Here is a 13524-nt window from a genome sequence, read left to right as displayed (position 1 = left end):
AATAGGCTGTGAGCGCGATGGAAAAAGTACCAATGACCCCGCAAGGGCATCAGCGCCTCGAAGAAGAACTGAAGCATCGCAAGTCCGTCGAACGTCTTGAAATCATCAAGGCCATCGCGGAAGCACGCGAACATGGTGATCTTTCGGAAAACGCCGAATACCATGCCGCACGCGAACGCCAAAGTTTCTGCGAAGGTCGTATTGCCGAGCTCGAAGATGTCCTGAGCCGTTCCGAAGTGATCGACGTGCCGTCTCTGGCCGGCAACGTTGTGAAGTTCGGTGCCAAGGTTGATCTTGTCGACGAAGATACCGACGAGGAAACCACCTATCAGGTTGTCGGCCCGATCGAGGCTGACATCAATGCTGGCCGCATTTCAACCACCTCGCCGATCGGGCGTGCGTTGATCGGCAAGTCTGTCGGTGATTCCGTCGAAGTAACCGTTCCGGGCGGCACCAAAAGCTATGAAATTCTGAAGGTCGATTTCTCGTAAATCGGGAAATGTCCCAGTGATCAAAACGGTCCGATGATTATCGGGCCGTTTTTTTTTATGCCCGCATGCCAGATATCCCCGCTCCAGCCCCTGTCACTGCAAACAAAAAAGCCGGGCGCGTATGCCCGGCTTTCTGCTGTCTGCCATTTTGGCAACGGATCTGCTGGCTTTAACCGCTTTTGGCCAACCGTTCGAGAACAGCCTCCACATTGCGATTAAGATCGGTTGCCTCCGATCCCAGATGATCGGCACTGCCCAGAAGTTCGGTTGCCATCTCGCCGGTTTCGGCCGAAATCTGTGACAATTGATGGATCAGGTCCGACAGATCGCGGGTTGCCTCAACCGTGCTGCCCAGACTGTGCGCGATCTCGCGGGTTGCACTTTGCTGCTGTTCCATCGTGGCCGAAATGGTTGCCGCCACTTCGACCATATCGCCGATGGTTTCGGAAACCCCGTTTACCGCCGACACCGAATCTCCGGTCGCGGCCTGGATTTCGGAAATCTGCTGGGCGATCTCGTCCGTTGCCCGCGCGGTCTGGTTGGCCAGGTTTTTGACCTCGTTGGCAACAACGGCAAAGCCCTTGCCGGCTTCTCCGGCACGGGCGGCCTCGATCGTCGCGTTGAGCGCCAGAAGGTTGGTCTGGGATGCGATATCGGTAATCAGATTGACGACTTCGCCAATCTTTTCGGCCGCATTTGACAACCATTCGATCCGGTCGCTGGCGGTTTTTGACCGCTCCACCGCATTGTCGGTAATCTCGCGGGCGCGTCCGATCTGGCGGGCGATTTCTTCGGCCGATGCGTTGATTTCATCGACTGCCGATGCCGCTGATTCAACGTTCTGCGACGTTTCTTCAGACGCATGCACCGCCCCTTTGGATGCTTCCTTTGCAACCCGTGCACGGTCATTCATATGCTGTGCACGTTTCTGCAACTGAACAGATTCATCATCAACCGCCCCGGCCGATTTGCCGATCATCGCACTGATCTGGTCGGCCAGTTCACGTTTGAACTGTTCGCGTTCAACCTGACGCTGTTTGCGCAATTGTTCATTCTGCGCCAACAGATCTTCGGCCGCGGTAGCTGCTTTGACCGCTTCGTTGCGTGCGGTTTCGGCATTGGCAAGCGTGGTATAAAGGCTTTTGCACGACCAGATCAGAACGCCCGCTTCGACAATCACCACCACCGCATGCAAAACCACACGCCAGAACTGGCCGCCTTCGGGAAACACCCAGTAAGGCACTGCAAAATTCAGGATCAGGTGATGCAGCGCGATCACGCCGGTCACAACGACAATTGTTTTCCAGCATACCAGCGCGCCAAGAACCGCAAGGGCAGCAAAGAAATACATATGCACGTCAATTTGCCAGTGATGCCCGCGAAACGCATAAACCAGCACACCAACCTGCAAAATCATCGCCGAGGCCACAACAAACCGCGTGACCTGTGCCTGCGTTCCCGCCAGGCGATAAATCACAAAGGCAACAGCGGCAAAAACTGCGCTGGCAATCAATGGCGACCATGCATCACTGCTGGCGACATATCCGGCAATCCCGCTAAGCGGGATGTGCAGTGCTAGGATCACGAACAGTGTCTTTATCGCGTTGGCCCGAATTTCTAGTAACTTTTCCATGGACTTACACCCAGACGTCAAAAGGCGTTATTGGTATCGCCGGACTCAAAACATGCTGAAGCAATCAGCGGAGACAGGGTAAACATCGCGCCGAAATCTTCGGCCTGCGGGACGGCACCATCGTCGCGAACAACGACCGCCATATGGCCAAAGCCGCCAAACCGCACAACGCGCCCGCCAGACGCACCGACTTGCGCTAGAATGTCATCTTCAGACAGTGAAAGTGGAAACACCATACCGACACCGGTCATGTCATCGGCCGGGCGATAGGACAAAAGCACCAGCAACACCACACCGCACAGGGCAAATAAACCTGCCGGCACGATCCCCGACCATCCCTGGTCGACGACCGGTTCAATTTCGCGGGCTTGATGCTGTGATCTGAACGCTTCCAATGACTAACCTTTGATATAAAACCTATCCCATTGGTATAGGTACTTGGTATGTATGCCTAAACCACATCCTTTACAAGGATTTTCATCCCTACGTTTAGTAAGGTTATTCGTCTGCACGTGTATTTGACCGTATTGCTCGATCACGTTTTTCCATCATGATATCAGTCCACTAGCTACACCCAGCCCGCAACACCACCGCACGACGGCCCGCAAGCCCGTGCGGCATGCGCTGCCCATGGCGGGTTGCACGGAAACAGGGTGCAAAAACAAAACCGGCGCCAAATTGGCACCGGTTTACATTACGCAGCAAATGTCCGAAGCGATCAGTCTTCGGCGTCGATATCAATCGGAACGCCGGGCATGTTCTTTGCTGTTCGAATCGACAATGCCGATTTGACGTGATTGACGTTTTCGGCAACCGTCAGTTCGGTGGTCAGGAATTTCTGATATTCGTCCCAGCTGTGCGAAACGATTTTCAGCAGGAAGTCCATTTCACCGGCCACCATGTGGCATTCACGAACTTCCGGCCATTGCGCCGCACGGGCTTCAAAGGCACGCAAATCATGTTCGGCCTGGCTGGCAAGACCGACCATCGCAAACACCGTCACGTTATAGCCAAGCGCCTGCGCATCGACATCGGCATGATAGCCCTGGATAAATCCGGTTTCTTCGAGTGCGCGCACACGACGCAAACAGGGCGGGGCCGAGATACCTGCACGTCTGGCAAGTTCCACATTGGTCATGCGGCCATCTTCCTGTAGATCGCGCAGGATTCTGCGGTCGATCTTGTCGAGTTTGACCCGTTGCATTTATTCCTCGATTCTGTGCGCGAAAGTTACCCCGATTGAAACAATATTACAGCGAGGCAAGTTGCTGGCAATAATATATTCCGAGCAAGAATGCAATCTTGCGCTTGGATGCCGTAACTGAAAATGCAGTAAAATCCGCTTTTTGGCATCGCTGACGATGCAAAATTCCGGCATTGTCCCCGGCCTTCAACAGTCTGGCGAAACTACCGGTTTGTTGCGTAAAATTTCACCATTCAAAAAACGCGATATCCGCCGGTCAAACTTTGCGTGAAGCGGTTGCGTCTTGTCCGGACTGCCCATATGTTCGACATCAGCTTTTATCAATCTCGGACATATACAAAGAACATGGCCCAGGAACATCAGACCAAAGTCCTCATCATCGGCTCCGGCCCTGCCGGTTATACTGCGGCAATCTATGCGGCACGCGCCAACCTTGAACCCATGATGGTGATGGGCCTTCAGCCGGGTGGTCAGTTGACGATCACCACCGATGTCGAAAACTTCCCGGGCTTTGCCGATGTCATTCAGGGTCCGTGGCTGATGGATCAGATGAAGGCACAGGCTGAACATGTCGGCACCAAAATGGTGCATGACCTGATCACCGAGGTCGATTTTTCCAAACGTCCGTTCGTCTGCAAAGGCGACTCCGGCGATACCTATATCGCTGAAACCGTGATCATTTCCACCGGTGCGCAGGCACGCTGGCTTGGCCTTCCGGGCGAAGAAAAATTCAATGGCCGCGGCGTTTCGGCATGCGCGACCTGTGACGGGTTCTTCTATCGCAACAAACCGGTCACGGTTGTTGGTGGCGGCAATACCGCCGTTGAAGAAGCCCTGTATCTTGCCGGTATCTGCTCGAAAGTTACCCTGATCCATCGTCGCGATGAATTGCGTGCCGAAAAGATGCTTCAGGAACGCCTTCTTAAGCATGAAAAAATCGACGTGGTCTGGGACAGCGTTGTCGAAGACATTCTGGGCGGTGACGGCCCGATGGATGGCGTCGAGGCGGTTCGCGTCCGCAATGTCAAAACCGACGAAGTCACCGACATTCCGGCTGACGGCTTCTTTGTTGCCATCGGCCATGATCCGGCGACCGCCATCTTCAAGGGCCAGGTCGATATGGATGACGAGAACTATGTTCTGGTCAAGCCGGGCAGCACCGTGACCAATGTCCCGGGTGTGTTTGCGGCTGGCGATGTCACCGACAAGATTTACCGTCAGGCCGTGACCGCGGCTGGCATGGGCTGCATGGCCGCGCTTGAGGCCGAAAAGTTCATCGCTGAACACGAAGCCTGATCTGACAGGGCATTGACAGTGCTTTGACAACACGTCAATCGCCGGGCCAAACAGGATGATTGGCCGATTGTGCAAAGTGGTCAGAAACACCTGCAAGGGGATGCAACATGCATCCCCTTTTTTCATGCTTACAAATTACCAGATCCCGCCAATCGTCTGACATTTCAAAAGAATCACGCATCTGCGAAATCAACATTGCGGAAAATGCCTGCTTGCAGAAAATGCTACAGGCCTCATATTGGTAAAGGGTCTGAACCCAATTACGGGCTTGGGTCGTTTGTGTGACGCGCTTAACAGTGTTGAAACCAAATTACCCATAAAAGAAGAGAAGTATTATCAGGGGACTGGCGCAGAGCCGTGCGGCAGTGACATCTAGGAGCGGGTCTATGGACTGGGACAAGCTGCGTGTATTTCACGCTGTTGCGGAAGCCGGAAGCTTCACTCACGCAGGGGAAAACCTTAATCTGAGCCAGTCGGCTGTCAGCCGACAGATCAGCGCGCTTGAAGAAAGCGTCAAGGTTCCGCTTTTTCACCGCCATGCCCGTGGCCTGATTCTGACCGAACAGGGCGAGTTGCTGTATCGCACCGCCCATGACGTCTTTGCCAAGCTTTCCATGGCCGAAGCCCGCATTCGTGAATCCAAGGAACGCCCGAGTGGCCCGCTGAAAGTCACCACCACGGTGGCCTTTGGCTCGACCTGGCTGACCCCGCGCATCAATGAATTCCTGGAACGCTATCCGGAAATCGAACTGTCGCTGGTCCTCAATGACGAGGAACTTGATCTTGCCATGCGTGAAGCCGATGTCGCCATCCGCATGCAGCCGCCTCGTCAGGCCGATCTGGTACAGCGGCAGTTGATGACATTGCGCTATCACGTCTTTGCGTCGCCGGAATATATCAAACAATACGGCATGCCCAAGACACCCGAAGATCTGAAAGATCACCGGCTGATCATTTACGGTGCGGATGCCCGCCCGCCGGTTTCGAACGTCAACTGGATGATGGCCACCGCCCAGCAGTTCAAACCGGACATGCGCCCGATTCTGAAGCTGAACAATATTTACGGCATTTTCCGCGCGACCGAATCCGGTCTGGGGATTTCGGCCCTGCCTGATTATCTGCTGCCGACCAACAGCAATCTGGTCCGCATCCTGCCCGAGCTCGAAGGGCCAAGCTTTGATGCCTATTTCGTCTATCCGGAAGAATTGCGCCATTCAAAACGCATTGCCGTGTTCCGCGACTTCCTGATCGAAGAAATCTCCAAGGTAAAAGCCAAGGCCGCGGCCGCCGCCAGCAGTGCCAGCGCCGATAAATAGCACAAGGCTTACCCAAATCCCGTTTGAAACGGCCCGGCGGAACTGTCGGGCCGTTTTGCATTGCGCGCAACGCATGGATAATTTCGCCCCATCCCCACGGTCAATAATCATGGCCCCGGCCAGCCCCACTGCCTACCCCACTGCCTGCCCCTGCCTGCGCCCTTGCCCGCATGGCCCCTGCCATCACCGGGATGATCCGGATGCCCGGACCACGGGAATACACGCGGAATACGCGCACCATCCGGACCACGCTTTGCAAACCCGCCAAATGCGGCATCCAAATTCATCCCTGTCCCTTGAAAAGGCGACCTGATCGGCGTTGATCCCCGCAGATATCTGGCCGACAGAATCGCCATATGCTGTTTTTTGGGTCGCAGAACGGTCCGTTACATGCAAAATCGCGCGGACAAGCCATCAGGATCAGGGCCTAATATAAGTGTTTTGGAATGCGCCAGACGCGGGGCTGGTCATAATTTCTTAAAATTATTGACATTTTTCTGCCATGCATTCCCTGCATGGTTGGTCTGAGCTTATTCTACTTTAAATCGGAAGTAAGCATACTTACATTTGCATCATAAGTTGTGAGCAGACGCGAAATCGTGATCGCTTCAGCTTCCCTGATCTCCGCATGATCCGTCTGTCGGAACGAAATTCGGCACCGGAATCTTCCCCAAGATTCCCTACGTCTCCCAGACGTAAGCCTCCCTGTTGATCTTTGCCGGTAGCGCCCCCCTGCTACCGGCATTTTTTTGTGCTGTTGCACAATTGATTTCGCGGTCAAATGCCCATTTCACAAGCAAGTGATACAGATCACCCAAATAAAATCGCGCAATTTCAAATAGTTAAACCACAAATCTTCGCAGCCCAACATTTATGCAGATTTTGCATGGCTGAAAAAGCAATTTGGCAGTGGTGTTTCCCGGCAAAAACGCTATCTTCCCTCTCGAACCGCAGCGGCAAACACCGCACCGCGGTAAAGAGTTTTCTCCCTGACCGAATTTCGGTCTTAGCCGGACGCCCTGTCCGGCTTACCCGGGGCCCTGCGAAGGGTCCTACGTCTCCCAGACGTGAAGCCTCCCTGATAAACTTGCCGGGCACATTTGTTGCCCGGCTTTTTTTTTGCCCGCATGCTCCCCCTCAATCAATACACCTGCTTGTTTAACCGGCACCGGCATGGCCTGTTTGGCAAATGGGCGATGATTAACAATGCCCGCCGGTCGTGCGCGCCATTGCCGGGTCTGTTAAGCAATCCTGTGCTATTGTCTGATGGTTTCGGCCACAGCAATCGGGATTCCGGTCACAATGAAAAGCACACTTGGTGCATTCCTGTTTGGCAACAAAGCCCAGTCCCACCTGCCCGAACGGGTTCAGGCCGCGATCGACAAGCAACAACATGACAGCGAAAAGCTGATTGGCTGGGTGCAATTGTTGCTGGTGACCATTTTCGCCAGCCTGTATGCGATCTCGCCAAGTGCCACCATGTCCAATGGCATTCAGCCGGTGCCATGGGCGCTGGGGCTTTATTACCTGTTCACGCTTAAACGGTTGATGCTGGCCTATCGCAATGCCCTGACCGACGGTTTTCTGACCTTGTCGGTGATTGCCGATATCGGGCTTCTGATGGTCCTGATCTGGAGCTTCCATATCCAGTATATGCAACCGGCCAGCTTCTATCTCAAAGCGCCGACGGTGATGTATGTCTTTATCTTTATCGCGTTGCGCAGCCTGCGCTTTGATCCGCGCTATATCCTGATTGCCGGCGGCACGGCCGCGCTGGGCTGGCTGATCCTTGCCGGTTACGTGATCTGGAGCGAGGGCGGCCAAAGCATGATCACCCGTGACTATGTCACCTATCTGACCTCGAACTCGATCCTGATCGGTGCGGAAATTGACAAGATCATCGCAATTGTTCTGGTCACCCTTGTACTGACGATTGCGGTAATGCGTGCCAAACGATCCTTTATCCGTGCAGTCACCGATGAAATTGCCGCCCGCGATCTGTCACGGTTTGTATCGCCCGAAATTGCCGATCGCATCACCCATGCCGACCAACAGATCAAGCCCGGCGATGGCGAAGCGGTTAGCGCAACCGTGATGTTCACCGATATCGAAGGGTTTTCATCCATCTCCGAAAAACTGAGCCCCCAGGCACTGGCGACGATGCTCAATGAGTATTTCACCCAGACCAATGCCATCATTTCGCGTTTCGGGGGTGTGATCACGCAGTTCGAAGGCGATGCCATGCTGATCACCTTTAACGCAGTCACCCCGGATGCCGATCATGCGCTGAATGCGGTGCGCACCGCACTTGCCATCCAGGAACTGTCCGAAAACCGGGTCTACAGTTTCGGCGGAAAGCTGAAAACACGATGCGGGATCAATACCGGCGATATCGTGATCGGCGCCATCGGATCGGAAAACCGCCTGACCTTTACCGTCCATGGTGACAACGTCAATATCGCCGCCCGCCTTGAAGGCATGAACAAGCAATATGGAAGCTACATCCTGGCCACAGAAAGCACCGTCAGGGCCTGTGGCGATCATGCCGATATCCCGAACTGGATTTCGCGCGGTGAGGTCACCATGCGCGGGCGTGAAACCCCGACACGCATATTCGGGATTGCCCCGCCGCAGCCACGTCACGCCGACACGACACAAACAACCCCGCAACAGGCCTGATCGCGGTTCTGTTTGCGCACCATGCCACAGACAAAAAAAGGCCCGGGGAGCTTGGGGCTCGCCCGGGCTTTGGGGACAGATGGTCTTGGGGAGACCGATCGGAAGCGTTGCCTTGCCCGTGGGGTGTGAACGTTTCGGGGGAGAAAACGTTCATTCGGGCCCCGATGCGTCGTGAGGGAGGGCACTGCATCGGTGTTTGCGCTTCCGATAATTACGAATTTGCCATGTAATTGGGGCTTAAAAATCTACGCTTGATGACCATTTGCGGGCGAAATGGGGCAAATACGGCACCCGGTCCCGCCCCCGATCAGGACATAAAAAAATGGGGCGGGATAAACCCGCCCCAACATATTCGGGGTCATTACGGTCTTGGGGAGACCTTGTCAGTCGCGGCATTCCAGGTGGGGGAACTAACCTGAAAACAACCGGCCCAGCCTTGTGAGGGGGGACAGATTTGGCTGGCCATGTCCTCGACTGACAAGAACGAATTTGACCGAAGAACAAGGCAGGAAAACAGGCCTGATTGGGCCATTTCGGGGCGAATTATGTTCAAATCTGGGCACATTTCCACCAACCACTTGATACCAATGCCCCAAGCCATGATCTACTTAAGGGGGTGTATCGGACAGCACGAAACATGCAAACCGGGCTGCATATCCACCAAACGGCTTTTGCCTGACGCCCAATGTCCCCACCCTGCCTTAAAAAGACATCCCGGACAAAACCGGGCATTCGAAACGTCCAGACCGGCTGCCAGGATTGCTGCAGCGTGGAACAGATCGCAACACACGCCCGGCACCATGGGATATCGGTCTTCCTGTTCAAGGAGATGCCAATGCCCAGCACCGCCCGTTCGACCACTTCACCCGGCACACATCCCCCGCGCGTTGCGGCCCTGATCGGCCCCTATTCCAGCGGCAAGACTTCCCTGTTTGAAAGTTTGCTATGTGCAACCGGGCGCATCCACCGCAAGGGAAACATCCGCGACCACAATACCGTCGGTGACAACAATCCCCAATCGCGCACCCGCGAAATGAGTACCGAACTCACCTGCGCCCAGACCACCTATCTTGACGAGGAATGGCATTTTATCGACTGTCCGGGATCGGTTGACTTTGCCCAGGATGCCCGCGAAGTCGCGATGATCTGCGATGTCGCCATTGTCGTGGTTGATTGTGATCCCGCCCGGGTGATGACGGTTGCCCCGATCCTGAAATTTCTTGATCGCAACCGCATCCCCCATCTGATTTTCATCAACAAGACCGATCATGCCGGCGTGCGATTGCGCGATAATATCGACGCCCTGCAATCCATTTCCGAACGCCCCCTGATCCTGCGTGAAATACCGATCCGCGATGGCGATGGTCATGACGATGCCATCACCGGCTTTGTCGATATCGTTTCTGAACGGGCTTACCAGTATCTCGAAGGTCAGCCTTCCAAACTGATTACCATGCCCTCCACGCTGGCAAGCCGCGAAGACGAAGCACGCGAAGGGCTGCTCGAAACACTGGCTGATTTTGATGATGATCTTCTTGAACAAATTCTCGAAGATCAAACACCCGCCCCTGCCACGATCTATGACAATCTTAAACAGGATCTTGGCCGCGATCTGATCGTGCCGGTGTTTTTCGGATCGGCCGAACAGGATCACGGGATTATCCGGCTGCTTAAGGCATTGCGCCACGAAGCCCCTGCGGCGGATGTCTGTGCCCATCGTCTTGGTGTTGATCCCGATGATCAGAAAACCATCGTTCAGATTTTCAAAACCCTGCATCTGTCCCATGCCGGGCGGTTCTGCTTTGGGCGCGTCCTGTCGGGGGGGCTTAAAAACGGTGATGCGCTTGGTGCGGACAAGCTGTCAGGACTTTGCACCATCTTTGCCGACAAGCATGAAAAGCTTGATGCTGCGCGAACCGGGGCAATTGTCGGCCTGCCGCGCGTTGAACATTTGCGCACCGGAAGCCTGGTTGCAACCGATGGCCTGATCGACAGTTTATGGCCCGATCCCCTGCCCCCGCTTTATGAAACCGGGCTTGAAGTCACCAAACCGGGTGATGATGTCAAACTGACCGAAGCCTTGCGACATTTATGCGAACAGGACCGTTCCCTGAGCTTCACCCACAACGACAGCACCGGACAACTGGTTCTGGCCGGTCAGGGGGACATTCACCTGCAATGCGCGCTGGCACATCTGCGTGATCACTATCATCTGGAAATCACCACGACGGCGGTCCTGACCGGTTATCAGGAAACCATCCGCAAACCGTCCTCGGCCCGCGGACGATATAAAAAACAGACCGGCGGACATGGCCAATTCGGGGATGCGGCAATCGAACTGCGCCCGCTTGGCCGCGGCGAAGGATTTGACTTCAGCGACCATATCGTTGGTGGCGCCATCCCGCGGCAATATATCTCGGCAGTCGAAAAAGGCATTCGTGACGGCTTGCGATGCGGGCCACTTGGTTTTCCCGTGATTGATGTCGCCGTCAAGCTGGTCGACGGGTCCTATCACACTGTCGACAGTTCCGATCAGGCCTTCCAGATGGCTGGCCGCATCGCCATCAGCGAGGCACTTGGCAATGCCGGTCCGGTGCTTCTTGAACCGGTTGATCGCTGTATCATTTCGATCCCGTCAGATTTCACATCCAAGGCCCAGCGGCTGGTCAGCACCCGGCGCGGTCAAATTCTTGGCTTCAATGCCAAGGATGGTTGGCAGGGATGGGATGAAATCGACGTTCAGATGCCGACATCGGAAACCGCCGACATGGTGACGGAATTACGTTCTTTGACACAGGGAACCGGCTTTTTCACACGCAGCTATTCCCACATGCAGGAACTAACCGGGAAACAGGCCGACACCATCGTCACCCTGCAACAGAAAGCCGGGAAATAGCCCTTGGCATGACACAATCTATAACCACACTTTTTGTAATAGAATTGATCTATTGCAAATCAATAAACTATTGATTGGCGTAACGTTTCTGCGTGTTTCATACTCCTTCTCAAGACAGAAACACAAAGAACCTTCGTGGGTTGCGCCCTCGACGAAAGGAGATCGACCATGCAGATTGATATTGGCATCAATGAAACCAACCGCACTGCAATCGCCGACGGCCTTGGCCGCGTTCTGGCTGATTCCTATGCGCTGTATCTCAAGACTCACAACTTCCACTGGAACGTGACGGGTCCGATGTTCCAGACCCTGCACACCATGTTCGAAGAACAATATACCGAACTGGCCACCGCGATTGATGAAATCGCCGAACGTATCCGTTCGCTGGGTGCCTTTGCACCGGCCAGTTTCTCGGCCTATGCCGAACTGTCTTCGATCGAGGAAGAAAAAGGCGTCCCCGCTGCCAAGGACATGATCCGTCAGCTGGTATCGGGCCATGAAACCGTGATCAAGACCGCGCGTTCGCTTTATCCGATTTGCGACAGCTCGGACGATGACGCGACTGCCGACCTTCTGACCGCCCGCATTCAGGTTCATGAAAAAACCGCCTGGATGCTGCGTTCCCTGCTTGAAAGCTGATCATCAGATCAATCTTTCCCAAACAGAAAACGGCCCGGAAATCCCGGGCCGTTTTTTTAATCTGTCAGGCAGATGATCTTAGCCAAACAGCGGATCGATCTGGCGGGCTGCATTCAGGACTACTTTATCCGCCCCGTGCGGGGCTGCGATCATCAAGGCCGCCGGGACGGTTTCGCCTTCAACATGGACCGGGATCGAAATGGCACAGGCATCAACCAGATTAAGATAACTGGTATTGCGCAACATCTGCGCATTCAAATGGTCGAAATCGGCTTCGACCTCGGCAATTTTCGGTGCCATCATTGGCAAGGTCGGCGCAATCATGACATCGACATCGGCCGTCGCGGCATTAAACATCGAAACAATGTCGGCCCGCTTGGCATAGGCTGCGATCATTTCGTCCTTGGACAGGGTTTCGGCAAATTTGATCCGTGCCAGAACACGTGGATCACCGACCGTTTCCAGCGCCTCCAAATCCCCCGAATAGATCGCGTGGGCTTCAAACGCCACCAGCATCTTATTCAGGATCGCATTCTCGGCAACAAAGCCAAGCTCGATCTCGACCAACTCATGGCCCGCCGATTTCAGCTTGTCACAAATCGCGGCAAAGTCGGCTTTGACCCGGTCATCCAGCCCGTCGACAAACCCGCTGGTCGGCACACCGATCCGCATGGATTTCGCTGCAGTCTGCGCAACGGTCTTGCCGGTCATGACTTCGAAAACCGTGATCGCGGTTTCCAGATCACGTGCAAGCGGCCCTGGCGTATCAAAACTTTTTGCCAACGGATGGATGCCCTTGCCCGAAACGCACAACCGGCTGGGTTTGAAACCGTAAAGCCCGTTAATTGCCGACGGGATGCGGATCGATCCGCCCGTATCGGTGCCAAGTGCAAAATCAACCAGACCATGGGCAACGGTCAAACCGCCGCCCGATGTTGAGCCGCCCGGAATGCCTTCAGGGTCGAACACATTGCCAGGTGTGCCGTAATGCGGGTTAAGCCCGACACCGGAATAGGCAAATTCGCTCAGGCTGGTGCGCCCGAACGGGATCGCACCGGCTTTTTTGACCTGGGCAACAACATCGCAATCCTGATCGGCCGGTGCGCGATCAAGCAAAAGCTTGGATGCCGCCGTGGTGGCAATGCCGGCCTCGTCATACAGGTCCTTGATCGACACCAGCATCCCGGCCAGTGGCAGGTCGGGATTGGCAGCAGCCATTTCTTCGGCCTTTGCCGCAGCAGCCAGAATCCGGTCCGGGTCAAATTCGGTAAAGATTTTACCTTTCAGATCCCCAAGTTCATTGACCTTGTCGATTGCTGCTTGTGCCTTGTCGATCATCGCACCCATCTGGCTGCCTCATCCTTGTTTTA

At 54.9% G+C, this 13524-nt stretch carries 10 protein-coding genes; 6 read left to right on the top strand and 4 right to left on the bottom strand.

The annotated features are described in order from the left end of the window. Positions 1-17: 17 nt before the first annotated feature. Entirely contained in the window at positions 18-491 is a 474-nt protein-coding gene (gene greA / locus M9H61_RS18080) for a transcription elongation factor GreA (RefSeq protein ID WP_068518840.1), read from the top strand. Between the two features lie 169 nt (positions 492-660). Here the strand turns inward: greA and M9H61_RS18075 are convergent, their stop codons facing one another. The 3 genes from M9H61_RS18075 to M9H61_RS18065 all read right to left on the bottom strand — a co-directional run bounded on the left by M9H61_RS18075 (position 661) and on the right by M9H61_RS18065 (position 3328). Continuing rightward, a complete protein-coding gene (locus tag M9H61_RS18075; protein WP_068518841.1) occupies positions 661-2124 on the bottom strand; it encodes a methyl-accepting chemotaxis protein in 1464 nt (487 codons plus the stop codon). Between the two features lie 17 nt (positions 2125-2141). After that, positions 2142-2447 carry a hypothetical protein gene (locus M9H61_RS18070; protein ID WP_212733750.1) on the bottom strand — a complete coding sequence of 102 codons (306 nt, stop codon included), beginning with the start codon at positions 2445-2447 and terminating at the stop codon, positions 2142-2144. 395 nt (positions 2448-2842) lie between these two features. Continuing rightward, positions 2843-3328: an Lrp/AsnC family transcriptional regulator gene (locus M9H61_RS18065; RefSeq protein WP_068518843.1), complete on the bottom strand. Its 486-nt coding sequence runs from the start codon at positions 3326-3328 to the stop codon at positions 2843-2845. Positions 3329-3673: 345 nt separating this feature from the next. On the opposite strand from M9H61_RS18065, the gene trxB reads away from it, so the two are divergent. The 5 genes from trxB to M9H61_RS18040 all read left to right on the top strand — a co-directional run bounded on the left by trxB (position 3674) and on the right by M9H61_RS18040 (position 12154). Next, positions 3674-4624, top strand: a complete 951-nt coding sequence (gene trxB / locus M9H61_RS18060) for a thioredoxin-disulfide reductase (protein WP_068518883.1) — start codon at positions 3674-3676, stop codon at positions 4622-4624. Positions 4625-5010: 386 nt separating this feature from the next. Continuing rightward, positions 5011-5940: a LysR family transcriptional regulator gene (locus tag M9H61_RS18055; RefSeq protein ID WP_068518844.1), complete on the top strand. Its 930-nt coding sequence runs from the start codon at positions 5011-5013 to the stop codon at positions 5938-5940. 1302 nt (positions 5941-7242) lie between these two features. Next, entirely contained in the window at positions 7243-8619 is a 1377-nt protein-coding gene (locus M9H61_RS18050) for an adenylate/guanylate cyclase domain-containing protein (RefSeq protein WP_250282102.1), read from the top strand. An 835-nt stretch (positions 8620-9454) separates the two neighbouring features. Beyond that, the gene (locus M9H61_RS18045) at positions 9455-11515 is read left to right on the top strand and encodes an elongation factor G (protein ID WP_250282101.1); all 2061 of its coding nucleotides are present in this window, start codon (positions 9455-9457) and stop codon (positions 11513-11515) included. A 168-nt stretch (positions 11516-11683) separates the two neighbouring features. Then, a complete protein-coding gene (locus M9H61_RS18040) occupies positions 11684-12154 on the top strand; it encodes a Dps family protein (protein ID WP_068518847.1) in 471 nt (156 codons plus the stop codon). Positions 12155-12232: 78 nt separating this feature from the next. On the opposite strand, the gene M9H61_RS18035 is transcribed toward M9H61_RS18040, so the two are convergent. Then, entirely contained in the window at positions 12233-13501 is a 1269-nt protein-coding gene (locus tag M9H61_RS18035) for an amidase family protein (protein ID WP_250282099.1), read from the bottom strand. Positions 13502-13524: the final 23 nt, after the last annotated feature.

The sequence above is a fragment of the Thalassospira sp. GO-4 genome (assembly GCF_023588965.1).
GTDB classification, from domain to species: domain Bacteria; phylum Pseudomonadota; class Alphaproteobacteria; order Rhodospirillales; family Thalassospiraceae; genus Thalassospira; species Thalassospira povalilytica.
This window is presented reverse-complemented; position numbering and strand designations above follow the sequence as displayed.